We start from the raw sequence: 22,572 nt of genomic DNA, 5'->3' as shown, positions 1-22,572 counted from the left end.
ACGTTGATCCGGGTCCTCATCGCCGACGACGAGCCGCTGATGCGCGCGGGCATCAAGGCCATCCTCGGCACCGCCGACGACATCGAGCTGGTCGCCGAGGCCGGTGACGGCCGCGAGGCCGTCGCCCTGGCCCGGGAGCGGCGGGTCGACGTCGCCGTGCTCGACATCCGCATGCCGCGCCTGGACGGCCTGGCGGCGGCCCGCGAGCTGCGTTCGGTCGCGCCGGGCGTGCGCGTCGTGGTGCTGACCACGTTCGGGGAGGACGACAACATCGTGCGCGCGCTGTCCGACGGCGCGGCCGGCTTCCTGCTCAAGGACTCCGCACCCGAGGAGCTGCTGCGCGCGGTGCGGGCCGTGCACGCGGGCGAGGCGTACCTGTCGCCGATGGTGACGAGCCGCGTCGTCGGCATGGTCGCCCAGGTGGGCCAACCGCGCAGGCAGGAGGCGGTGCGGCAGGTCGCGGGCCTGACCGAGCGGGAGGTCGAGGTGCTGGCGCTGCTCGGGCTCGGCATGTCGAACGCCGACGTCGGCCAGCGGCTGCACATGAGCGAGGCGACCGTGAAGACCTACGTGAGCCGGCTGCTCGCCAAGCTCGGCCTCACCAACCGGGTGCAGGCCGCGCTGCTGGCCCGCGACGCCGGGCTCGCCGGGTGAGCGGGCGGGGGTGACCGGGACGCGGAGCGGCCCCCGCCGACCGAGGTCGACGGGGGCCGCTCCGCGTGAGTTCGCTCAGACCCGCCTCGACGGGTCGGTCGACGTCAGGCCCTGGCTCGGTTGCCCGTCACCAGGCGGTAGATGCCGAGCACGATCAGCGAGCCGAGGATGGCCAGCAGCCAGGTGCTCAGGCTGAAGAACGTGTTGAGGTCCGTGCCGAAGATGGCACGCCCCACGAAACCGCCGATGATGGCGCCGACGATGCCGAGCAGCATCGTGATGATGATGCCACCGGGGTCACGACCAGGCATGATGGCCTTGGCGATGGCACCCGCGATCAGGCCGAGCACAATCCAACCCAAGATGCCCACGGGGGCTCTCCTTCCTGAGGACCACGGCGAGCGGATTCGTCGTGGCGCTTGATCAGGGAGTGCCCACCGCGAGGGCGCGCCACGCGTCGGTTACCATTCCGTTATCGAACTACCGCTGTGAGGGCTGTCATCCGGTGTCCGGAACAATGGACGTGATGAGCACACCACGCACGGTCCTGGTCCTCGGCTCCACGGGGTCCGTCGGCACCCAGGCCCTCGACGTCATCGCCGCCAACCGCGACCGGTTCTCCGTGGTCGGACTGGCCGCCGGTGGCGCGGACCCCGCCGCGCTCGCCGCCCAGGCCGTCGAGTTCGGGGTCGCCGCGGTCGCCGTGTCCCGCGCCACCGCCGTCGAGGACGTCACGCTCGCCCTCTACGCCGAGGCGCAGAAGCGCGGCTACGCGCGGGGCGGGTTCACGCTGCCCCGCATCCTCGCCGGCCCCACCGCCACCACCGACCTCATCGACTCGACCCCCGCCGACGTCGTGCTCAACGGCGTGACCGGCTCGATCGGCCTCGAACCCACGCTGCACGCGCTCGCCACCGGCGCCACGCTCGCCCTGGCCAACAAGGAGTCGCTGATCGCCGGCGGCCCCCTCGTGCTCAAGGCCGCCAAGCCGGGCCAGATCGTGCCGGTCGACTCCGAGCACTCGGCGCTGGCGCAGTGCCTGCGCGGCGGCCGGGAGGACGAGGTGGCCAAGCTCGTGCTCACCGCCTCCGGCGGCCCGTTCCGCGGCCGGACCCGGGACCAGCTCGCGGACGTCACCGCGCGTGACGCCCTCGCCCACCCCACGTGGTCGATGGGGCCGGTCATCACCGTGAACTCGGCCACCCTGGTCAACAAGGGCCTGGAGCTGATCGAGGCGCAGCTGCTGTTCGGCGTGCCCTACGAGCGCATCGACGTGGTCGTGCACCCGCAATCGGTCATTCACTCGATGGTGACCTTCACCGACGGCTCCACGCTGGCCCAGGCCAGCCCGCCGGACATGAAGCTGCCCATCTCGCTGGGCCTCGGCTGGCCCGACCGCGTCCCCGGCGCCTCGGCCGCGTGTACCTTCGACGTGGCGACCGCGTGGACGTTCGAACCGCTGGACGACGACACGTTCCCGGCGGTCCGCCTGGCCAGGTGGGCGGGCTCCGGCGGGGGCTGCCTCCCCGCGGTCTACAACGCGGCCAACGAGGAAGCTGTCGCCGTCTTCCTCGGCGGTCGCACGTCGTTCACCTCCATCGTGGACACTGTGCGGCGCGTGCTCGACGAGGCCGGTGACTGGGCTCATGAGCCGGCGGACGTCGCCGAGGTGCTCGCGGCGGAGGATTGGGCCCGCGCGCGGGCGCGGGAACTCGTGGCCGCCCCGGCGGGGTCGGGAAGGGACTGACCGTGGTCTTCTTTTTGGGCATCCTGCTCTTCGCCCTGCTGATCGGCATCTCGATCGCGCTGCACGAACTGGGCCACCTGGCCACGGCGAAGATGTTCGGGATGAAGGTCACCCGGTACTTCATCGGGTTCGGGCCGAAGATCTGGTCGTTCCGCCGCGGCGAGACCGAGTACGGCCTCAAGGCGATCCCCGCGGGCGGGTTCTGCGAGATCACCGGCATGACGTCGCTGGAGGAGGTCCACCCCGACGACGCGCCCCGCGCGTTCTACCGGCAGAAGACCTGGAAGCGCGTCGTCGTGCTCTCCGCGGGCTCCATCACGCACTTCATCGTCGGGTTCGTCATCCTCTACTTCATGGCCTTCACGTTCGGCCTGCCCAACGTGCGCGACACGGCCGTGATCGCCGAGGTCGCCCCGTGCGTGCAGAACAGCGTGGACGCCGAGTGCGCCGCGGGCGCGCCCGCCCCCGCCAAGGACGCGGGCTTCCAGCCCGGCGACGAGATCCTGGCCGTGGCCGGGACCTCCACCCCCACCTGGACCGACGTCATCACCGAGACGCGCGAGCGTGCCGGCACGACCGAGTTCCGGGTCGAGCGCGACGGCCGCGAGCTGACGCTGACCGCCGACGTGGCGCGGGTCGAGCGCGAGCTGCGCAGGGCCGACGGCTCGACCTACAAGCAGGAGATCGGCGCCATCGGCGTCATCCACGAGCAGAACTTCGAGTACAACGCGCTCACCGCGGTCGGCGGCGCCACCAAGTTCACCGGCACGATGTTCCAGAACACCTGGGAGGGCCTGCTCCGGTTCCCGGAGAAGATCCCCGCGGTGGTCAAGGCCATCGGCGGCGCGGAGCGCGACGTCGACACCCCCGTGAGCGTCGTGGGCGCCAGCGTCCTGGGCGGCGACGCGGTCGAGAAGGGCCTGTGGCCGTTCTTCTGGCTCATGCTCGCCGGCCTGAACTTCTTCGTGGGTGTGTTCAACCTCCTGCCCCTGCTGCCGCTTGACGGTGGTCACATCGCGGTCAACCTGTACGAACGGGTGCGAAACTGGGTGAGGAAGCTCCGCGGCCTGCCCGCCGGCGCGCCGGTCAACTACCTGCGGCTCCTGCCGCTGACCTACTTCGTGATCCTGATCGGCGGCTCGGTCACGCTGCTGACGATCACCGCCGACATCGTCAACCCCATCCGGCTCCCGTGAGAGGTGTTAGTACATGAGTGACGGCGTCATGCTCGGTATCCCGGCGATGCCGCCTCCGGTGCTGTCGGAACGGCGCAAGACCCGCCAGCTCATGGTGGGGTCCGTCGGCGTCGGGAGCGAGTTCCCGGTGTCGGTGCAGTCGATGACGACCACCCTCACCGCGGACGTGAACGCGACGTTGCAGCAGATCGCGGAGCTGACCGCGGCGGGCTGCGACATCGTGCGGGTGGCGTGCCCGTCGCAGGACGACGCGGACGCGCTGGCGGCGATCGCGCGCAAGTCGCAGATCCCGGTGATCGCGGACATCCACTTCCAGCCGAAGTACGTGTTCGCGGCCATCGAGGCGGGCTGCGCGGCGGTGCGGGTCAACCCCGGCAACATCCGGAAGTTCGACGACAAGGTCAAGGAGATCGCCGCGGCGGCCCGCGACCACGGCACGCCGATCCGGATCGGGGTCAACGCCGGGTCGCTCGACCCGCGGTTGATGGCGAAGTACGGCAAGGCCACCCCGGAGGCGCTGGCGGAGTCGGCGCTGTGGGAGGCGTCGCTGTTCGCCGAGCACGACTTCCACGACCTGAAGATCAGCGTCAAGCACAACGACCCGGTCGTCATGGTCCGCGCCTACGAGCTGCTGGCCGAGCGGTGCGACTACCCGCTGCACCTGGGGGTGACCGAGGCCGGTCCGGCGTTCCAGGGGACCATCAAGTCGGCGGTGGCGTTCGGCGCGCTGCTGCGCCAGGGCATCGGCGACACGATCCGGGTCTCGCTGTCCGCGCCGCCGGTCGAGGAGGTCAAGGTCGGCCACCAGATCCTCCAGTCGCTCAACCTGCGCCCGCGCAAGCTGGAGATCGTGTCCTGCCCGTCGTGCGGGCGGGCCCAGGTGGACGTCTACACGCTCGCCGAGCAGGTCACGGCCGGTCTGGAGGGCATGGAGGTGCCGCTGCGGGTGGCCGTGATGGGCTGCGTCGTCAACGGTCCCGGCGAGGCCCGCGAGGCCGACCTGGGCGTGGCCTCCGGCAACGGCAAGGGCCAGATCTTCGTCAAGGGCCAGGTGATCAAGACCGTGCCCGAGCACCAGATCGTGGAGACCCTCATCGAGGAGGCCATGCGCCTCGCCGAGGAGATGGGCGAGTCCGTCGAGGGCGGTGAACCGGTCGTCTCGGTCGGCTGAGCGGGTGGTGGACGCGCGGATGACGCCGTCCTTCTGGCAGGCTTGAACCGTGTTGAGGTTGGCTGGCGCGCGCCTGCTCGACGAGCGGGACCTGAGCGAGGTCCTCGCGGTGCTCGCGGCCGACCCGGTGGCGTCCTGCATGGTCGCCGCCCGGGTCGAGGTCGCGGGGCTCGACCCGTGGCGGCTGGGCGGCGAGGTGTGGTCCTACGACCACCGCGCGCTGCGCGGCGGCCGGGTGGACGCCCTGTGCTTCGCCGGGCCCAACCTGATCCCGCTGCGCGGTGACGCGGCGGCGCTGCGCGGCTTCGCCGACCGCGCGCGCCGGCGCGGCCGGATGTGCTCGTCGCTGGTCGGGCCCTCGGAGCAGGTGCTCGGCCTGTGGGAGGAGCTGTCCCGGGACTGGGGCCCCGCCCGCGAGGTGCGCCCCGTGCAGCCGCTGATGGCGCTCGGCGGCGCCCCGTCGGTCGCACCGGACCCGCTGGTGCGGCCGGTGCGGCCGGACGAGCTGGACCGGTACCTGCCCGCGGCGATCTCCATGTTCATCGAGGAGGTCGGTGTCGACCCGTGCGCCGAGGACGGCGGCGCGTCCTACCGGGCGCGGGTGGCCGAGCTGATCGCGGGCGGGCGGGCGTTCGCCCGGTTCGAGGGCGGTGACGTCGTCTACAAGGCCGAGATCGGGGCCATGTCGGCACGGGTCGGCCAGATCCAGGGCGTGTGGGTGCGGCCCGACCGGCGGGGCTGCGGCATCGGCACGGCCGGTACCGCGGCCGTCGCGGACCGCCTGGTCCGCGGCCTGGGGCGGACCGCGTCGCTCTACGTGAACTCCTACAACGAGGTGGCGCAGTCCGCCTACCGCAGGATCGGCTTCATGCAGGTCGGCGAGTACGCCACCGTCCTGTTCTGAGCGGGTGGCACCCCGTCCGCGGCGGCGCACGGGCATACTCGGGCCGTGATCGCGCGCACGCTCGCCCTGTCCGTGGTCGTGCTGCTGCTCGTCGGCGGCTGTGGGCTGTTCTCCTCCCGCCCGGGGCCCGACCAGGTGGCGGACGACTTCCTCGCCAAGCTCGCGGCCGGTGACGTCGACGGCGCCGCGGGCGTCACCGACGACCCGGCGGGCGCGAAGGAGCTGCTGGACGAGGTCCGGGGGGTGCTCAAGCCCGCCGCCCTGCGCACGACCGTGCAGCAGGTGCGCTCGGCGGGCGAGTCGTCCACCGCGGACGCCACGGCGGAACTCGCCTGGGACCTCGGCGACGGCCACGCGTGGACCTACCAGACCAGGTTCGACCTGCGGCGCGAGGACGAGGACTGGAAGGTCCACTGGGCGCCGTCCGTCGTGCACCCCAAGCTCGCCGCCGAGCAGACGCTGGGCCTGGCCGAGGTGCGGCCGGAGCCCGCGCCCGTGCTGGACCGCGACGGTGCGGCGCTGCTGGCGCCCGAGCAGGTCGTCTCGGTGCTGCTGAACGCGCAGGAGGCGGGCGACGTGCCCGCGGTGGCCGCCGCGCTGTCCGCCGCCCTGTCCCCGATCGACGCCGCGATCACCCGCGAGTCCATCACCCGGGGGGTGGCCGGGGTCCCGGCCGGGCAGGTCTACCAGGTGGCGGCGCTGCGGGACGCGGACTACCAGACCGTGAAACCGGCCATCTACGACCTGCCGGGCGTGCGGTTCACCTCCCAGACCACCCTGCTCGCGCCGTCGCGCACGTTCGGCTCGCAGGTCCTGCCCGCGATCCGCGGGCACGTGGAGGAGGAGATCGAGGGCCGCGCCGGCGTGCGCGTCCACACGGTGGGCGCGGCCGGCGACGAGGTGGAGACGCTGCACGAGCGGCAGCCCGAGCCGGCGCGGGCCGTCAAGACCGTGCTGAGCCGGGCGGTGCAGACGGCCGCCGAGGACGCGCTGGAACCCGTGCCGCAGGCGGCAATGCTGGTTGCGCTGTCCGCGTCGACCGGCGACGTGCTGGCGGTCGCGCAGAACGCGCCGGCCGACGCCGAGGGCCCGGTGGCGCTGACCGGCCAGTACCCGCCGGGCTCGACGTTCAAGGTGGTGTCCGCCGCGGCGGCGATCGGCACCGGCCGGGCGACCGCGGACACGCCCCTGCCGTGCCCGGGGCGGACCACGATCGACGGCCGCCGGATCGTGCCGAACGACCGCGACTTCGACAAGGGCACCATCCCGCTGCGCTCGGCGTTCGCGTTCTCGTGCAACACGACGTTCGCGGAACTGGCGGCCGGGATGGCGCCGGACGCGCTGACGAAGGCGGCGGACTCGTTCGGCCTGGGCGTGGACTACGAGATCCCGGCGATCACCACGATCACCGGCTCCGTGCCGCCCGCCACCGACGTGGTCGAGCGCGCCGAGGACGGCTTCGGCCAGGGCAAGGTGCTGGCCAGCCCGTTCGGCATGGCCGTCGTGGCCGCCACCGCCGCGTCGGGCGCGGTGCCGGTGCCGACGCTGATCGAGGGCCGCGAGACGAAGGCCGACCACAGCCCGACCCCGCCCGCGCCGGCCGTCCTGGAGCCGCTGCGGGCGATGATGCGCGAGGTGGTCGACTACGGCAGCGCGCCGCAGCTCAAGCCGTACGGCGACGTGCGGGGCAAGACCGGCACGGCCCAGTTCGGCGACGGCGTCAACTCGCACGGCTGGTTCGTCGGCTACCGGGGTGACGTCGCCTTCGCCACCCTGGTGGTGGGCGCGAACTCGTCGGGCCCGGCGGTCGAGGCCACGGCCAGGTTCCTGGCCGCGCTGGGCTGACCGCTCTCACCGGGCCGCCCGGTACCGGCCGGCCGGGCGGCCGCACAACGGGCACACGGCGCGGTCCGCTCCACGACGCGTCGTAACCTGGGGGCATGTCGTCCGTTCGTGCCGTCCTCCAGCCAGGTGTGCAGTCCCCGCGTCGTCCGGTGCCCGAGGGGATCGAACGCCCCGAGTACGTGGACCGGTCGGAGCCCAAGAGGAACACCGACCCGTGGGTGCAGCCGCCCGAGGTGATCGAGGCCATGCGCGTCGCAGGCCGGCTCGCCGCGCAGGCCCTCCAGGAGGCGGGCAAGGTCATCGTGCCCGGCGTGACCACCGACGAGATCGACGCCGTCGCGCACGAGTTCCTGTGCGACAACGGCGCGTACCCGTCGACGCTCGGCTACCGCGGCTTCCCGAAGTCCTGCTGCACCTCGCTGAACGAGGTCATCTGCCACGGCATCCCCGACTCGACGGTCGTGCGGGACGGCGACATCGTCAACGTCGACGTCACCGCCTACATCGGCGGCGTGCACGGCGACACGAACGCCACCTTCCTGGCCGGCGACGTGCGCGAGGAGGTCCGCCTGCTGGTCGAGCGCACGCACGAGGCCACGATGCGCGCCATCAAGGCGGTCAAGCCGGGCCGGCAGCTCAACGTCGTGGGCCGCGTCATCGAGGCGTACGCCAACCGCTTCGGCTACGGCGTGGTGCGCGACTTCACCGGCCACGGCATCGGCCGCACCTTCCACAGCGGCCTGGTCGTGCTGCACTACGACGCCCCGCACGTCCCCACTGTCATCGAGCCGGGCATGACGTTCACCATCGAGCCGATGATCACCCTCGGCGGCATCGAGCACGACGTGTGGGACGACGGCTGGACCGTCACCACCCGCGACAAGAGCTGGACGGCCCAGTTCGAGCACACCCTGGTCGTGACCGACGACGGCGCGGAGATCCTCACCGTCTGCTGACGAGGGTCACCGCCGGCCGAGCAGCGGCACGAGCGCCGAGGCGACCAGGTCGGGCTCGGTGGCGGCGGCCAGGTGGTGCGCGTCGAGCGGCACCACGGGCCAGCCCAGCTCGCGGGCCCGGCCGGCGGCGGCGTCGTAGACCGCGCTCAGCCGCAGGTAGGAGCAGGCCCCGGTCCACGACACGGTGGGCCGGTCCTCCTTCAGGAACGCCAGCGGCACCTCGGGCGCCTCACCCACGATCTCCTCCAGCAGCCGCACGTCGGGCACCATCGCCGACAGCGCCTCGGGCGCGAACCACAGGTCCCAGCGCGGCATCAGGCCGCCCCGCGCGAGGGACTTGAGGCGCGCCATGCGCTCGGCGGGCGCGTCGTCGCGCCAGCTGCGGCCGGGCGTGGGCAGCTCGGCGTCCAGGAACACCAGGCCGAGCACCGGCGTCTCCAGCGCGTCGGCGAACGCGGGCAGCAGCGGACCGGCGCCGCCGTGGCCGACGAGCACCAGGTCGCCCGCCACCTCGGACTCCTCGACCGCGTCGGCGAACACCCCGATGAGCCGCTGGTGCACGGGCGCGGCGTTGACCGTCGCCCTCAGGTCCGGCATCAGCACGGGGTGCCCGAGGGACGCCAGGACCCGGGCGAGCGGGCGGAGGCTGGCGGGTCCCAGGTACGGGCTGTGCACCAGGACCGCGGTGGCGGGGACGTCGACCATGACGTGGATGATGTCAGCCGGGACCGACGGCGGAGGGACATTCGTGCGCAGCGCGTTGCTGGTGGCGGGGACGACCTCGGACGCGGGCAAGAGCGTCCTGGTCGCCGGGCTGTGCCGCTGGCTGGCGCGCGAGGGCGTGGCGGTCGCCCCGTTCAAGGCGCAGAACATGTCCAACAACTCGGTCGTCACGCGCGACGGCGGCGAGATCGGCCGGGCGCAGGCGCTCCAGGCCGCCGCGTGCGGGCTGGAGCCGAGCGTGCGGTTCAACCCGGTGCTGCTCAAGCCGGGCGGCGACCGCAGCTCGCAGGTCGTCGTGCTGGGCAGGGCGGTGGGCGAGGTGTCCGCCCTGTCCTACCGGGCGCGCAAGGCCGAGCTGATGGGCACCGTGCTCGACACCCTCGACTCCCTGCGCGACGACTTCGAGGCGGTGGTCTGCGAGGGCGCGGGCTCGCCCGCCGAGATCAACCTGCGGGCGGACGACATCGCGAACATGGGCTTGGCGCGGGCCGCGAACCTGCCGGTGGTGGTGGTCGGCGACATCGACCGCGGCGGGGTGTTCGCGCACCTGTTCGGCACCCTCGCCCTGCTGGACCCGGCCGACCAGGCGCTGGTCGCCGGGTTCGTGGTGAACAAGTTCCGCGGTGACCCGGCCCTGCTGGAACCGGGTCTGCGCCAGTTGCGGGCGCTGACCGGGCGGCCGGTGCACGGCGTGCTGCCGTGGCGCGAGGAGCTGTGGCTCGACGCCGAGGACTCGCTGTCCTACGCCGCGGACGGCGTGATCGGGCGGCCGGAGGCGCCGCGCGGCGACCAGTGGCTGCGGGTGGCGGTGGTGCGGCTGCCGCGCATCTCCAACGCCACCGACGTGGAGGCGCTGGCCTGCGAGCCGGGCGTGTCCGTGCGGTTCGTCACCGAGCCGTCCCGGCTGGCCGACGCGGACCTCGTGGTGCTGCCCGGCTCGAAGGCCACCGTGGAGGACCTGCGCTGGCTGCGCGCCACCGGCCTCGCCGACGCGGTCGCCGCGCACGACGGCCCGGTGCTGGGCATCTGCGGCGGGTTCCAGATGCTCGGCGCGCGCATCGACGACCCGGTGGAGTCCCGCGCGGGGACGGTGGCCGGGCTCGGCCTGCTGGACGTGGACGTGCGGTTCGCGGCGGACAAGACCCTGGAGAACCCGCGCGGCACGGCGTTCGGCGAACCCGTCACCGGCTACGAGATCCACCACGGCTCGGTCACGCGCACCGCCGAGGACGGCCTGGTGACCCTGGCCGACGGCACGGCGGAGGGCGCGTTGCGCGGGCGCGTGGCGGGCACGCACTGGCACGGGCTGCTGGAGAACGACGCGTTCCGGCGGGCGTTCCTGCGCTGGGCCGCGGGCCACGCGGGCCGCGACGGCTTCACCCCCGCGCCGGACGTCGACTTCGCCGGACGCCGGGCCGCGCAGCTCGACCTGCTCGGCGACCTGGTCGTCGAGCACCTCGACACCGGTGCGGTGATGGACCTGCTGGAGCGCGGTGCGCCGCGGGGACTGCCCGTCGTACCGCCCGCGGGTGCGCCGCCCGTGTCGTGAGCGCCCGCGCGTGCGGCGGCTACGGCGCCGCGACCGCCGTCGCCAGGTCCCGCTCCACGCGCGGCACGCGGCGGCGGATCGTGGTGGCGGCCATGCCGAGCACCACCAGCGCGCCCGCGCCCAGCCGGACCGGCGTGACCGCCTCGTCCAGCAGCAGCCACCCCGACAGCATCCCCGCCACCGGCACCAGCAGGGCGAACGGCACGACGACGGCGGCCTCGTAGGTGTGCAGCAGGGAGTTCCACAGGCCGAAGCCGAGCAGCGTCGACACCCACGCGATGAACAGGATCGCGCCGACGTTCGACCAGTCGAGCCCGCGCAGCGCGGCGAGGTCCGCCGCCGGGCCCTCGAACACCAGGGACAGGACGAGCAGCGGCGGGAACGCGACCGCGCTCACCCAGACGATGAAGTTGAGCGGGTCGGCCGCCTGGGCGCGCCGGGTGGCGACGTTCGCCAGGCCCCACGCCAGCGCGGCCGTGACCACCAGCAGGAACGCGCCGAGCGGGCTGCCCGCGCCGTAGTCGGCGCCGATGACCACGATGCCGACTGCCGCCACGCCCATGCCGACGACCTGCACGGCGCTCGGCCGTTCGCGCAGCAGCACGGCGGCGAGCAGCACGGTGAAGAACACCTGGCTCTGGAGCACCAGCGACGACAGCCCGGCGGGCATCCCCGCGGCCATGCCGACGAACAGCAGCCCGAACTTCGCCACGCCCAGCGCCAGCGCCACGGCCACGATCCACTTCCACGCCACGCGCGGCCGGCCGACGAACCACATTGCGGGCACGGCGGCGGCCAGGAAGCGCAGCGCGGAGAAGAAGATCGGCGGGAAGTCGCGCAGGCCCACCTTGATGACGACGAAGTTGACGCCCCAGATGGTGGCGACGAGCACCGCGAGGGCGGCGTGGCGTGGTTTCACGCGCTCCACTCTCGGCGCTGCGAACGTTTAGCACCAGCAACGAGTTCTGAAGTCTTCAGTTTAGGATCGCTGCATGTTGGACCTCGGACGGCTGCGCGCGCTGCACGCGGTGGCGACGCACGGCTCGGTCGGCGCGGCGGCCACCGCGCTCGGCTACACCCCCTCGGCGGTGTCCCAGCAGATCGCCAAGCTGGAGCGCGAGACCCGCACCACGCTGCTGGAGCGGCGCGGCCGGGGCGTGGCGCTCACCGACGCGGCGCACCTGCTGTCGGCGGCCGCCGGGCAGGTGCTGGCGCTCGTCGAGGGCGTCGAGGTGGCGCTGGAGGAGCAGCGCGGCGCCGCGGTGGGGGAGCTGCGCGTCGGCGCGTTCGCGACCGCCGCGCGCGGCCTGCTGCCCACCACCCTCGTGCTGCTGCACGAGCGCCACCCGCAGTTGGACGTGCGGGTGGTGGAGCTGGACCCGCCGGACGGGCTGGAGGCGGTGGCGCGGGGTGAGCTGGACCTCGTGGTCGCGCACGACTGGGTCAACGCGCCGCTCGCCGTGCCCGGGCCGGTGTCGCGGGCGCGGCTCGGCGAGGACGTGGCCGACGTGCTGCTGCCGGTCGGCCACCGGCTGGCGGCGCGCGAGTCGCTGACGCCGGAGGACCTGGCCGGCGAGCGGTGGATCTGCCAGCCCGAGGGGGCGATCTGCCACGACTGGCTGGTGAACACCTTCCGCGGCGCGGGCATGGAGCCCGACCTGGCGCACCGCGTCGCCGAGTACGAGACGCAGCTCGCGCTGCTGGCCAGGGGCATCGGCGTCGCGCTGCTGCCCCGGCTCGGGCGCGGCGCGCTGCCGGACTCGGTGCGCGCGGTGCCGTTCCGGCCCACGCCGACCCGCCGCGTGTTCGCGGTGTGGCGCACGCAGGCGAGCAGGCGGCCCGCGGTGACGGCCGCCCTCGCGGCCCTGCGCGAGTGCTGGGGGCTGCGGGACACGGCGTGATGACGATTGTGCTCCACGCTGTTGCGTAATGCCCCCTCGTGACGATTCCCAGGTGGGCCGACGTCCCGCCGAGCCACCCACCCAGGGGGCCTCCCACGGATCCGCCGTCGTGGGGGGTCCCCGCCCGGCGCGGGCTAGTGCTTGTGCCGCTCCAGCAGGTCCTCCAGGAAACCGCCCGCCTCCACGGCGGCGCGCGCGGCGTCGCGGTCGCGCACCGCGTCCAGCAGGCCGGTGTGCGAGACCTGGTCGTCGTCGTGGTCGGTCTCGACGGTCGCCGTGATGCTGGCCCGGACCGCCTCGGTCAGGCCCTGGTACAGCTCGGCGAGCAGCGTGTTGTGCGAGCACCGCACGAGCAGCACGTGGAACGCGGTGTCCCGCTCGACGAGCTTCGCCCAGTCCTTCGCGCCCAGCGCCTCGTCCCGCTCGGCGAGCAGCTCCTCCAGCCTGCGCAGCTCGTCGTCGGTGCGGTTCGTCGCGGCCAGCCGGGCGCCCTCGACCTCCAGCGTCCGCCGCACCTGGAGCACGTCGCGCAGTTCGCTGCCGCACATCCGGCGGACCGCGCCGGACAGCTCGCTCGTGGCGCGCACGAACGTGCCGTCGCCCTGGCGCACCTCCAGCAGGCCGGCGTGGGACAGCGCGCGCACCGCCTCCCGCACGGTGTTGCGGCCCACCCCGAGCGCGGTGACCAGCTCGGGTTCCGGCGGGATGCGGCGACCGACCGGCCATTCACCGGCGGCGATCGCACCTCGCATCTGGTCGATCACCTGGTCGACGAGCCCTGCCCGCCGAGTAGTGGCCAACGGCACAGCATCATCCTTTCATCCGAACATCCCATGTCTGCGATAGTAATCCGGTGACGATCCCGCAGACCCGGTCGGACGTGTCACCGTCGACCGTCAACATTGCCACTGATCCCCGTGCCAATGCGACGATCGCCGACCATCCTGCTGGTAGTGCCACCGGTGCCGTGCGGCGTAGTCGTCAAGTTGCCCTGGTCGGCAGCACCCTGTTGGCGATCGGCGTAGCGCTCGCCGCCGCGAACCTCCGCCCCGCGGTGACCGGCCTGGCCTCCGTGCTGGGCGACGTGCGCACGTCGCTGGGCGTGTCGACGGCCTGGACGAGCGCGCTGACCGCCGTGCCGACGCTGTGCTTCGGCGCCGCCGCGTTCCTCGCGCCCTGGCTCGGCCGCCGCCTCGGCATGGCGCGCGCCGTCGGCCTGTCGCTGGCCGTGCTGACCGTCGGCCTCGTCCTGCGGGTGCTCGACGGCCCGCTGACGGTCCTCGGCGGCACGTTCGTGGCGTGCGCGGGCATCGCCGTCTGCAACGTCCTCATCCCGGTGGTCGTGAAGGAGTCGTTCCCCGGCCGGGTCGGCCTGGTCACCGGCGTCTACACGGCCGCGCTCGCCGCGGGCGCGGCACTGGGCGCCGCGTTCACCCCGGGCCTGGAGTCGTTCTTCGGCTCGTGGCGCCCGGCCGTCGGCGCGTGGGCCCTGCTGTCCCTCGCCGCGCTGCTCGTCTGGACCGCCGGCGCCCGCCACGGCACCGCCGCGCGCACCGCCGCCACCCGCCTCCCCGCCCCCGGCCGCTCGCTGTTCCGCAGCCCGCTGGCCTGGGTCGTCACCGTCTTCTTCGGCCTCCAGTCGCTGCTGGCCTACACCGTGATGGGCTGGCTGCCGCAGATCCTCGGCGACGCGGGCGTCGACCGCACCACCGCGGGCCTCCTGCTCGCCGTCACCATGGTCCTCGGCGTCCCGGTCAGCCTGATCGTCCCGCCCCTCGCGGCCCGCCGGCGCAGCCAGTCCGGTCTCGTCGTGGCGCTCGGCGCGCTGTCCGTGCTGGGCGTCCTGGGCCTGGCCCTCGCGCCCGCCGCCGCGCCCGGCCTCTGGGTCGTGCTGGTCGGCGTCGGCATGGGCATGTTCCCGCTCGCGCTGGTGATCATCTCGCTGCGCACGGCGAACTCCGCCGACACCGCCAGGCTGTCCGCGATGGCGCAGAGCATCGGCTACCTGATCTCGGCGAGCGGCCCCTTCGCCTTCGGCGTGCTGCGCGGCGCGACGGGCACCTGGACGGTGTCCATGCTGCTGCTGGTGGTCCTGCTCGTGCTGCTGACGGTCCTCGGCTACGTGGCCGGCCGCCCGCGCACCGTGTGACGGCCGGCCGGCCCTTCGCGCGTTCGGGGACCGCGCCCGCTCAGTGCAGCGGCAGGTTGAGCAGGGCGTTCTCGATCACCTCGGGCATCGCCGGGTGGATCCAGTACTGGCCGCGCGCCATGGTCCTCGCGTCCAGGCCGAAGCTCATCGCCTGGATCACCGGTTGGATCACCGTCGGCGCCTGGGGGCCGATCACGTGCGCGCCCAGGATCTCGCCCGTGGTCGGGTCGGCCAGCACCTTCGCGAAGCCCGTCGTGTCCTCCATGGCCCACCCGTAGGCGATGGACGCGTACGCCTGCGACCCCACCACGTACCGCAGGCCGCGCTCGACCGCCTGCTCCTCGGTCAGGCCGACCGACGCGATCTGCGGCGACGAGAACACCGCCGACGGCACGTGCCGGTGGTCCGAGGCGATCGGCTCGTCCGGGTGCAGCAGGTTGTGCTGCACGACCCGCGCCTCGTGGTTGGCCACGTGCTTGAGCTGGTGCTCGGAGCTGATGTCGCCCAGCGCGTAGACGCCCTCGACCGACGTCCGCTGGTGCTCGTCCACGACGACGCGGCCGTCCGGGCGCACGTCGACGCCCGTCGCGGCCAGGTCGAGCAGGTCGGAGTTGGGCGTGCGGCCGACCGCGACCAGCAGCTCCTCCGACTCCACGACCTCCGCGCCGTCCGGGCCCTCCAGGTGCAGGCGCACGACGCCGTCCACGCGCTCGGCCCGCACGGCCTTGCGGTGCAGCCGCACGTCCCACTTCTCCGACGCGATCCGCGTGAAGCGCCGCGCGACCTCCCGGTCCTCGTGCCGCAGCAGCAGGTCGGAGCGGCCCACGATCGTGACCCGGACGCCGAACGACGAGAACACGTGCGCGAACTCGGCGGCGATGAACCCGCCGCCCAGGATGGTCATCCGGGCCGGCAGGGTGTCGAGGCGCATGACCGTGTCGGACGTGTGGTAGCCGACGGTCCCGATGTCCGCGACCTCGGGCACGACCGGGCGGCTGCCGGCCGCGATCACGAAGCGGTCCGCGGTGATCGTCTCGCCGGTGCCGGTGTCCAGCGTCTTGGGGCCGGTGAACCGCGCCGTGCCGGCGAACACGGTGACGTTCGCGTTCTCCTCGGCCCGCCAGCGCCGGCCGCCCTCGGAGATGGGGTCGATGCGCCCGAAGATCCGGTCGCGCACGTCCGTCCACCGGACGCCGTCGAGGTGGGCGTCCACGCCGAGCCGCGCGCCCGAGGCCGGGGCCCCGGCGACGTCCGCCGTGTGCACGAACATCTTCGTGGGGATGCACCCGACGTTCAGGCACGTGCCGCCGAAGACGCCCTTCTCGACGAGCGCGATGTTCCAGCCGGCGAACCGCTCGTCCGCGATGGAGTTGCCGGAACCGGTGCCGATGATGACCAGGTCGAAGTGCCTCACGTCGGCTCCAACTCCCGGCGCGGGGCGCTTGTTCCCGACGTCAGTGCGCGTAGGTCGGGGTGAGGATCGCGCGGGCCAGCGTGTGGAAGGCCAGGTTGAAGCCCACCACGGCGGGCGAGGCGTCGCCGTCGACGTCCAACTCCGCCACGTCGACCGCGTGCACCACGAAGAAGTAGCGGTGCACCTGGTCGCCGGGCGGCGGGGCGGCGCCGCCGAACGCGCGCGTGCCGTAGTCGTTGCGCACGTGGAACGCGCCGGCGGGCAGCGAGTCGTCCGACCCGCCCGCGCCGGTGTCGAGCGAGGTCACCGTCGCCGGGATGTTCACCGCCACCCAGTGCCAGAAGCCCGACGGCGTCGGGGCGTCCGGGTCGAAGCAGGTGACGACGAAGCTCTTCGTCCCCTCCGGGAAGCCGGTCCAGGTCAGCTGCGGCGAGGTGTTGCCGCCCTCGAACACCTGGGCCTGCGGCAGGGCCTGGCCGTCCTCGACGTCGGTCGACGAGACGGTGAACGAGGGCACCTGCGGCAGCAGCGCGTACGGGTCGGGGGCGACGGGTCGTTCGAGGCTCATGCCGCACGACCCTATCGGCGGCGCGGGGGCGTCGCAGGGCGCGGCGCGCGCGGGGCGCCACGTGCGCCGGAGCCCCGGCGACCACGCGGGTCGCCGGGGCTCCGGCCGGTCGGGCCGGTGGCGGGTCAGGCCGCCGCGGTGGCACCCGCGGCGACCGGCTCCAGCGCCAGGTCGAGGACCTCGCGCACGTCGCCGACCAGGTGCACGGTCAGCTCGTCGCGCACCGACGCCGGCACGTCGTCCAGGTCGGGTTCGTTGCGCCGCGGCAGCAGCACGGTCGTGATGCCCGCCCGGTGCGCGGCCAGCAGCTTCTGCTTGACCCCGCCGATCGGCAGCACCCGGCCGGTCAGCGACACCTCGCCGGTCATCGCCACGTCCGCCCGCACCGGCCGCCCCGACAGCAGCGACGCGAGCGCCGTCGTCATCGTGACGCCCGCGGACGGCCCGTCCTTCGGCACCGCGCCCGCCGGCACGTGGATGTGCACCCCGCGCCGGGACAGCACGGCCGCCCGGTCGTCGTGCGACTTCAGGTAGGACAGCGCGATCTGCGCCGACTCCTTCATCACGTCGCCCAGCTGGCCGGTCAGGGTGACGCCGGCCGCCCCGGTGCCCTCCGAGGCCAGCGACGCCTCGACGAACAGCACGTCACCGCCCGCGCCGGTCACCGCGAGACCCGTCGCCACGCCCGGCGCCGCCGTGCGCTCCGCCGACTCCGGCGTGTGCTTGGGCGATCCCAGGTACCCGCGCAGGTCCGGCACGTCCACCGACACCGGCAGCGTCGCCTCGCCCAGCGCGACCCGCGCCGTCACCTTCCGCAGCACCCGCGCCAGCGAGCGCTCCAGCTGCCGCACGCCCGCCTCGCGGGTGTACTCGCCGGCCAGCTTGCGCAGCGCGCCCTCGGAGACCGACACGTCCTCGGTCGTCAGGCCCGCCCGCTCGACCTGCCTCGGCAGCAGGTGGTCGCGCGCGATGGTGACCTTCTCGTCCTCGGTGTAGCCGTCGAGCCGCACCAGCTCCATCCGGTCCAGCAGCGGGCCGGGGATGGACTCCAGCACGTTGGCCGTGGCCAGGAACACCACGTCCGACAGGTCCAGCTCCACCTCCAGGTAGTGGTCCCGGAACGTGTGGTTCTGCGCCGGGTCCAGCACCTCCAGCAGCGCCGCGGTCGGGTCGCCCCGGTAGTCCGCGCCGACCTTGTCGATCTCGTCCAGCAGCACGACCGGGTTCATCGAGCCGGCCTCCGCGACGGCCCGCACGATCCGGCCGGGCAGCGCGCCCACGTAGGTGCGCCGGTGGCCGCGGATCTCGGCCTCGTCCCGCACGCCGCCCAGCGCGACCCGGACGAACTTCCGCCCCATGGCCCGCGCGACCGACTCGCCCAGCGACGTCTTGCCGACACCGGGCGGACCGACCAGGGCCAGCACCGCGCCGGACCGGCGTCCGCCGACGACGCCCACGCCGCGGTCGGCGCGCCGCCGCCGCACGGCCAGGTACTCGGTGATGCGCTCCTTCACGTCGTCCAGGCCCGCGTGGTCGGCGTCCAGCACCGCCCGCGCGCCCGCGATGTCGTAGGAGTCCTCGGTCCGCTCGTTCCACGGCAGCTCCAGCACCGTGTCGAGCCACGTCCTGATCCAGCCGACCTCGGGCGACTGCTCGGCCGTCCGCTCCAGCTTGTCGACCTCGGCCAGCGCCGCGGCGCGCACGTTCTCCGGCAGGTCGGCGCCCTCGACGCGGGCCCGGTAGTCCTGCTCCTCGGTGGCGGGCTTGCCGTCCAGCTCGGCCAGCTCCTTGCGGATCGCGGCGAGCTGCCGGCGCAGCAGGAACTCCCGCTGCTGCTTCTCCACGCCCTCCGTGACGTCCTTGCGGATCGTCTCGGCCACGTCCAGCTCGGTCAGGTGCTCGCGGCCCCACTCCAGCAGCTTCTCCAGCCGCCGCGCGGTGTCCGCGGTCTCCAGCAGCCACACCTTCTGCCCGTCGTCCAGGTACGAGGCGTAGCCGGCGAGGTCGGCCAGCGCCGACGGCTCGTCCACCTGCCGCACCGAGTCGACCACCTGCCAGGCGCCGCGCTGCTGGAGGATCGTGGTCACCACGGCCCGGTACTCGCGGGCCAGCTCGCGGGTGCGGTCGTCGACCGGCGGCACGTCCGCCACCGTCGCCTCCACCCACAGGGCCGCGCCGGGGCCGGTCGTGCCGGTACCGATGCGGACCCGCTCCGTGCCGCGCACCACGGCCGCGCGCTCGCCGCCGGACAGCCGGCCGACCTGCTCGATCAGCGCCAGCGTGCCGACCTTGGCGTACTTGCCGTCCAGCCGGGGCACCAGCAGCACCGCGGACTTCCCGTCGGGCAACCGGCCACCCGCCGCGGTGGCGGCCTCGACGGCGGCGCGGGCCTCGGCGGTGGCGTCCGAGCCGCTCAGCCGGATCGGCACGACCATGCCGGGCAGGACGACCACGTCGTCCAGCGGCAGCACCGGGAGCGCCAACGTCTCGCCCATGTTCTCCTCCAGAGTTGAGTCTGATTGGCTCAACCAAGATGAGCGGGGCATTGTTTCCGGTAGGTGTTCGCCCTGAGCGAGCGTCCATTCGGGGGTTGTGCCCCGTCGGGCGCCCGACGACGATCACGCAGTCCGGCTGACGAGGAGATGTGCGCATGGAACAGGCGAGCTGGGTCCCGTCTTCGGTGGACCTGGACCGGCCGAGCGCGGCCCGCATGTACGACTACTACCTGGGCGGCTCGCACAACTTCGCGGTCGACCGCGAGGCGGCGAAGTCGGTCGAGCAGATCTTCCCCGGCATGTCCGGCGCGGCGCGGGCCAACCGCTCGTTCCTCCGCCGCGCCGTCCGCTACCTGCTGGAGCAGGGCATCGACCAGTTCCTCGACCTCGGTTCGGGCATCCCCACCGTGGGCAACGTGCACGAGATCGTCCAGCAGGCCAACCCGCTGGCGAAGGTCGTCTACGCCGACGTCGAGCCGGTCGCGGTGGCGCACAGCACGGCCCTGCTCGCGGACAACGCGCAGGCCAGCGCCATCCAGGCCGACCTGCGCGACCCCGCCTCCGTGCTGGAGCACGACGAGGTCAAGCGCATGATCGACTTCGACCGCCCGGTCGGCCTGCTGATGGTCGCGGTGCTGCACTTCGTGCCGGACGACGACGACCCGCGTTCCGCCATCGCCCGCTACCGCGAGGCGCTGGCGCCCGGCAGCCACGTCGCCATCTCCCACGCCAGCTGGGACGGCATCTCGGCGGAGGGCATCGAGGGCGGCGAGCAGGTCAACGCGATCTACCGCAAGACCGACAGCCCCCTGGTGCTCCGCTCGGGCGCCGAGATCACCGCGTTCTTCGAGGGCCTGGACGTGGCGGAGCCCGGCGTCGTGCCGCTGGCCGAGTGGCGCCCGGACTCGGACGACGCCTACATCAGCGCCTACGCCGGGGTCGGCCGCAAGCCCTGATCACCGGCGAGCCCTGATCACCGGGGTGGGGTGGGACCCGGTCGGGCGGGAGCGCCGAGCCCGTTCTCCTCGGCGACGCGCTCGACGTCCTCGGGTCGGCCGGCCATGATCGTGCGGACGTGCTCGGTGATCAACCCGACCGGCCAGTCCCACCAGCGGGCGCGCAGCAGGCGGGCGACGTCCTCCGCCGGGAAGCGCCGCTTGATCGGGCGGGCGGGGTTGCCGCCGACGACGGTGTAGGGCGGGACGTCGTCCACCACCACGGAACCGGTGGCGACGATCGCGCCGTCGCCGACGGTCACGCCCGGCATGACGATCGAGCCGTAGCCGAACCAGACGTCGTTGCCGACGACGGTGTCGCCGCGCGTCCTCATGCCGGTGATCAGGTCGACGGTCCTGTCCTGCCACGTGCCGCCGAAGATGGTGAACGGGAACGTGGACACGCCGGTGTCCAGGTGGTTCGCGCCGGCCATGATGAAGCGGGTGCCGGTGGCCAGCGCGCAGAACTTCCCGATCACCAGCTTCTCGGCGCCGTAGCCGTAGAGGACGTTGCGGGTCTCGAACTCGGTCGCGTGCTCCGGGTCGTCGTAGTAGGTGTACTCGCCCACCTCGATCACCGGCGACGTGACCAGCGGCTTCAGGTGCACGACGCGCTCGGCGTGCGGCAGCGGGTGGAGCCGGTTCGGGTCGGGGATCACGGAACTCCTAAAGCAACTCGGGTTGCGTTAGGGTGACACGCATCGACCCGCTGACGCAACTGGAGTTGCACGTGACCACGAGACCCGGTGGGCGCTCGGCGCGCGTGCGCGACGCCGTCCTCGACGCCGTGCACGCCGAGCTGACCGAACGCGGCTACCCCCGGCTGACCGTCGAGAACGTCGCCGACCGCGCGGGCGTGCACAAGACCACCGTGTACCGGAGGTGGGGCTCGGTGGACGTCCTCGTCGCCGACGCCCTGGACCGGGGCCGGGACGTCGACTGGCCCGCCCCGGACACCGGTGCCGTCGAGGGCGACCTGATCGCCCTGGCCACCGAGGTGGTCGACGCCTTCGCCGACCCCGAGACCCGGGCCGTGCCGATCGGCCTGGTCGCCGCCGCCCTCCACTCGGACCGGGCCGCCGAGGCCAAGCGCGCCTACTACGACGCCCGGCACGAGGCGGCGGCGGCCATCGCGGCCAGGGGTGTCGAGCGCGGTGAGCTGCCCCCGGGCGTGGACGCGCGCGAGCTGGTCCGCCAGACGTGCGCGCCGATCTTCTACCGGGTGTTCGTGTCCGGCGAACCGGTCGACCGCGCCACGGCGGAACGCGCCGCCCGGGCCGCGCTCGCCGCCGCCCGGGCCGGGGTCTTCTGACGCCCCGGCCGGCCCCGGCTCACACCGAGTCGAGGAACTCGTCCACCTCGGCCAGCGCCCGCCGCCGCACCGGCTCCGCCGACAGGAACAGGTCGTGCATCCCGCCCTCGACCGCCACCGGCACCACGTGACGCCCGATCTTCGGCCCCCACCGCCGCATGTGCTCCACGTCCAGCACCGCGTCCGCCGTCATCGCCTCCGGCGTCCACGCCTTCGCGTGCAGGTGGCTGCGCCCGGACCGCAGGACCAGCACGGGCACGCGCACGTCCAGGCCGCGGTGCAGGCGCGCCTGGGCGCGGCGCACCGCGCGCAGCCACCCGGCGTGCACCGGGAACGCCTCCAGCGGCTTCCACGCCAGGTCGAAGTCCCACTCCCCGTGGTGGTCGCGGTGGATGCTCTGGCCGTACACGGGACCCAGCCCGGGCCTCAGCACCAGCCTGGGGGCCACCCGGCCCACGCCGCGCACGACCGCCGTGCCGATCGTCCGCATGAACCACGACCCGGCCAGGTCCAGCCACGGGCTGTTGAGCACCAGCGCGTCGACCAGGTCGTCGTCGCGGCGCTCGTGCGCCCACAGGCTGGTGGTCAGGCCGCCGGTCGAGTGGCCCATCAGGACCAGGTGCCGGTGCCCGTCCTCCTCGCGGATCACGCGCACCGCGGCGTCGATCTCCTCGAAGTGCTCGGTCAGGTCGGTCACGTAGTTCGCCACCTGGCCGGGGCGCAGCGACCGGCCGTAGGCGCGCAGGTCCACCGCGTAGAAGTCGAAGCCCCGCGCGGTGAAGTGCTCGGCCACGTGCCGCTGGAAGAAGTAGTCGGCGAAGCCGTGCACGTACAGCACGGCACCCCGGGTGGCCGGTTGCGCGCGTCGGCGCACCAGCACCGCGTTCAGCTCGCCGCCCAGCGGCAGCGTGCGGGTCTCGTAGTCGGTCCCGAGCGCGTCTGCGTCCACCGGGCAAGTGTGCACGCCGATTCCCCCGAACGGGGGGAGGCGGT

At 73.6% G+C, this 22,572-nt stretch carries 21 protein-coding genes; 12 read left to right on the top strand and 9 right to left on the bottom strand.

The annotated features are described in order from the left end of the window. The first annotated feature begins 3 nt into the window (after nucleotides 1-3). On the top strand, nucleotides 4-654 hold the full coding sequence (locus J2S66_RS22265) for a response regulator (protein ID WP_310309178.1): 651 nt from the start codon (nucleotides 4-6) through the stop codon (nucleotides 652-654). A gap of 104 nt (nucleotides 655-758) precedes the next feature. Here J2S66_RS22265 and J2S66_RS22260 read toward each other — a convergent pair whose 3' ends face one another. Continuing rightward, on the bottom strand, nucleotides 759-1,025 hold the full coding sequence (locus tag J2S66_RS22260; RefSeq protein ID WP_306747538.1) for a GlsB/YeaQ/YmgE family stress response membrane protein: 267 nt from the start codon (nucleotides 1,023-1,025) through the stop codon (nucleotides 759-761). A gap of 155 nt (nucleotides 1,026-1,180) precedes the next feature. On the opposite strand from J2S66_RS22260, the gene dxr reads away from it, so the two are divergent. The 6 genes from dxr (at nucleotide 1,181) to map (ending at nucleotide 8,473) form a co-directional block, all read left to right on the top strand. After that, nucleotides 1,181-2,401: a 1-deoxy-D-xylulose-5-phosphate reductoisomerase gene (gene dxr, locus J2S66_RS22255; protein ID WP_310309177.1), complete on the top strand. Its 1,221-nt coding sequence runs from the start codon at nucleotides 1,181-1,183 to the stop codon at nucleotides 2,399-2,401. Nucleotides 2,402-2,403: 2 nt separating this feature from the next. Next, a complete protein-coding gene (locus J2S66_RS22250) occupies nucleotides 2,404-3,597 on the top strand; it encodes a M50 family metallopeptidase (RefSeq protein ID WP_310309176.1) in 1,194 nt (397 codons plus the stop codon). Nucleotides 3,598-3,610: 13 nt separating this feature from the next. Further along, nucleotides 3,611-4,768, top strand: coding sequence for a flavodoxin-dependent (E)-4-hydroxy-3-methylbut-2-enyl-diphosphate synthase (ispG, locus tag J2S66_RS22245; RefSeq protein ID WP_310309174.1), 1,158 nt, complete (start codon nucleotides 3,611-3,613; stop codon nucleotides 4,766-4,768). A gap of 49 nt (nucleotides 4,769-4,817) precedes the next feature. Then, on the top strand, nucleotides 4,818-5,672 hold the full coding sequence (locus J2S66_RS22240) for a GNAT family N-acetyltransferase (RefSeq protein WP_310309173.1): 855 nt from the start codon (nucleotides 4,818-4,820) through the stop codon (nucleotides 5,670-5,672). A 45-nt stretch (nucleotides 5,673-5,717) separates the two neighbouring features. Beyond that, nucleotides 5,718-7,517: a penicillin-binding transpeptidase domain-containing protein gene (locus tag J2S66_RS22235; protein WP_310309172.1), complete on the top strand. Its 1,800-nt coding sequence runs from the start codon at nucleotides 5,718-5,720 to the stop codon at nucleotides 7,515-7,517. A 95-nt stretch (nucleotides 7,518-7,612) separates the two neighbouring features. Beyond that, nucleotides 7,613-8,473 carry a type I methionyl aminopeptidase gene (map, locus tag J2S66_RS22230; RefSeq protein WP_306747544.1) on the top strand — a complete coding sequence of 287 codons (861 nt, stop codon included), beginning with the start codon at nucleotides 7,613-7,615 and terminating at the stop codon, nucleotides 8,471-8,473. Between the two features lie 6 nt (nucleotides 8,474-8,479). On the opposite strand, the gene J2S66_RS22225 is transcribed toward map, so the two are convergent. Continuing rightward, the gene (locus J2S66_RS22225) at nucleotides 8,480-9,178 is read right to left on the bottom strand and encodes a hypothetical protein (RefSeq protein ID WP_310309169.1); all 699 of its coding nucleotides are present in this window, start codon (nucleotides 9,176-9,178) and stop codon (nucleotides 8,480-8,482) included. A gap of 7 nt (nucleotides 9,179-9,185) precedes the next feature. Between J2S66_RS22225 and J2S66_RS22220 the strand changes: the two genes are divergently transcribed. Continuing rightward, the gene (locus tag J2S66_RS22220) at nucleotides 9,186-10,745 is read left to right on the top strand and encodes a cobyric acid synthase (protein ID WP_310309168.1); all 1,560 of its coding nucleotides are present in this window, start codon (nucleotides 9,186-9,188) and stop codon (nucleotides 10,743-10,745) included. A 19-nt stretch (nucleotides 10,746-10,764) separates the two neighbouring features. Here J2S66_RS22220 and J2S66_RS22215 read toward each other — a convergent pair whose 3' ends face one another. Next, a complete protein-coding gene (locus tag J2S66_RS22215; RefSeq protein WP_310309167.1) occupies nucleotides 10,765-11,664 on the bottom strand; it encodes an EamA family transporter in 900 nt (299 codons plus the stop codon). A 73-nt stretch (nucleotides 11,665-11,737) separates the two neighbouring features. On the opposite strand from J2S66_RS22215, the gene J2S66_RS22210 reads away from it, so the two are divergent. Then, a complete protein-coding gene (locus J2S66_RS22210; protein WP_310309165.1) occupies nucleotides 11,738-12,646 on the top strand; it encodes a LysR family transcriptional regulator in 909 nt (302 codons plus the stop codon). Nucleotides 12,647-12,780: 134 nt separating this feature from the next. Here the strand turns inward: J2S66_RS22210 and J2S66_RS22205 are convergent, their stop codons facing one another. Next, entirely contained in the window at nucleotides 12,781-13,452 is a 672-nt protein-coding gene (locus J2S66_RS22205; protein WP_310309164.1) for a FadR/GntR family transcriptional regulator, read from the bottom strand. Nucleotides 13,453-13,655: 203 nt separating this feature from the next. Between J2S66_RS22205 and J2S66_RS22200 the strand changes: the two genes are divergently transcribed. Beyond that, nucleotides 13,656-14,795: an MFS transporter gene (locus tag J2S66_RS22200; protein WP_310309163.1), complete on the top strand. Its 1,140-nt coding sequence runs from the start codon at nucleotides 13,656-13,658 to the stop codon at nucleotides 14,793-14,795. 40 nt (nucleotides 14,796-14,835) lie between these two features. On the opposite strand, the gene J2S66_RS22195 is transcribed toward J2S66_RS22200, so the two are convergent. The 3 genes from J2S66_RS22195 to lon all read right to left on the bottom strand — a co-directional run bounded on the left by J2S66_RS22195 (nucleotide 14,836) and on the right by lon (nucleotide 19,272). After that, nucleotides 14,836-16,209: a mycothione reductase gene (locus J2S66_RS22195; protein ID WP_310309161.1), complete on the bottom strand. Its 1,374-nt coding sequence runs from the start codon at nucleotides 16,207-16,209 to the stop codon at nucleotides 14,836-14,838. Nucleotides 16,210-16,249: 40 nt separating this feature from the next. Beyond that, complete coding sequence (locus tag J2S66_RS22190; RefSeq protein ID WP_310309160.1) at nucleotides 16,250-16,777, bottom strand: YbhB/YbcL family Raf kinase inhibitor-like protein; 528 nt, start codon at nucleotides 16,775-16,777, stop codon at nucleotides 16,250-16,252. 125 nt (nucleotides 16,778-16,902) lie between these two features. Then, the gene (gene lon, locus J2S66_RS22185; RefSeq protein WP_310309159.1) at nucleotides 16,903-19,272 is read right to left on the bottom strand and encodes an endopeptidase La; all 2,370 of its coding nucleotides are present in this window, start codon (nucleotides 19,270-19,272) and stop codon (nucleotides 16,903-16,905) included. Between the two features lie 155 nt (nucleotides 19,273-19,427). Here lon and J2S66_RS22180 point away from each other — a divergent pair, with 155 nt between their 5' ends. Further along, complete coding sequence (locus tag J2S66_RS22180; protein WP_310309157.1) at nucleotides 19,428-20,228, top strand: SAM-dependent methyltransferase; 801 nt, start codon at nucleotides 19,428-19,430, stop codon at nucleotides 20,226-20,228. A 17-nt stretch (nucleotides 20,229-20,245) separates the two neighbouring features. Here J2S66_RS22180 and J2S66_RS22175 read toward each other — a convergent pair whose 3' ends face one another. After that, the gene (locus J2S66_RS22175; protein ID WP_310309156.1) at nucleotides 20,246-20,926 is read right to left on the bottom strand and encodes a CatB-related O-acetyltransferase; all 681 of its coding nucleotides are present in this window, start codon (nucleotides 20,924-20,926) and stop codon (nucleotides 20,246-20,248) included. 71 nt (nucleotides 20,927-20,997) lie between these two features. Here J2S66_RS22175 and J2S66_RS22170 point away from each other — a divergent pair, with 71 nt between their 5' ends. Then, nucleotides 20,998-21,579 (top strand): TetR/AcrR family transcriptional regulator, encoded by a 582-nt coding sequence (locus J2S66_RS22170; protein WP_310309155.1) that lies wholly within the window; start codon nucleotides 20,998-21,000, stop codon nucleotides 21,577-21,579. 19 nt (nucleotides 21,580-21,598) lie between these two features. Here J2S66_RS22170 and J2S66_RS22165 read toward each other — a convergent pair whose 3' ends face one another. Then, the gene (locus J2S66_RS22165; protein WP_310309154.1) at nucleotides 21,599-22,528 is read right to left on the bottom strand and encodes an alpha/beta hydrolase; all 930 of its coding nucleotides are present in this window, start codon (nucleotides 22,526-22,528) and stop codon (nucleotides 21,599-21,601) included. Nucleotides 22,529-22,572: the final 44 nt, after the last annotated feature.

It is taken from the genome of Saccharothrix longispora (genome assembly GCF_031455225.1).
GTDB classification, from domain to species: Bacteria; Actinomycetota; Actinomycetes; order Mycobacteriales; family Pseudonocardiaceae; genus Actinosynnema; species Actinosynnema longispora.
This window is presented reverse-complemented; position numbering and strand designations above follow the sequence as displayed.

Excerpts from the sequence above, each read along its gene's own strand:
- dxr (WP_310309177.1), top strand. The coding sequence starts at position 1,181 with ATGAGCACACCACGCACGGTCCTGGTCCTCGGCTCCACGGGGTCCGTC.
- ispG (WP_310309174.1), top strand. The coding sequence starts at position 3,611 with ATGAGTGACGGCGTCATGCTCGGTATCCCGGCGATGCCGCCTCCGGTG.
- map (WP_306747544.1), top strand. The coding sequence starts at position 7,613 with ATGTCGTCCGTTCGTGCCGTCCTCCAGCCAGGTGTGCAGTCCCCGCGT.
- J2S66_RS22225 (WP_310309169.1), bottom strand. The coding sequence starts at position 9,178 with ATGGTCGACGTCCCCGCCACCGCGGTCCTGGTGCACAGCCCGTACCTG.
- J2S66_RS22220 (WP_310309168.1), top strand. The coding sequence starts at position 9,186 with ATGATGTCAGCCGGGACCGACGGCGGAGGGACATTCGTGCGCAGCGCG.
- J2S66_RS22210 (WP_310309165.1), top strand. The coding sequence starts at position 11,738 with ATGTTGGACCTCGGACGGCTGCGCGCGCTGCACGCGGTGGCGACGCAC.
- J2S66_RS22190 (WP_310309160.1), bottom strand. The coding sequence starts at position 16,777 with ATGAGCCTCGAACGACCCGTCGCCCCCGACCCGTACGCGCTGCTGCCG.
- lon (WP_310309159.1), bottom strand. The coding sequence starts at position 19,272 with ATGGGCGAGACGTTGGCGCTCCCGGTGCTGCCGCTGGACGACGTGGTC.
- J2S66_RS22180 (WP_310309157.1), top strand. The coding sequence starts at position 19,428 with ATGGAACAGGCGAGCTGGGTCCCGTCTTCGGTGGACCTGGACCGGCCG.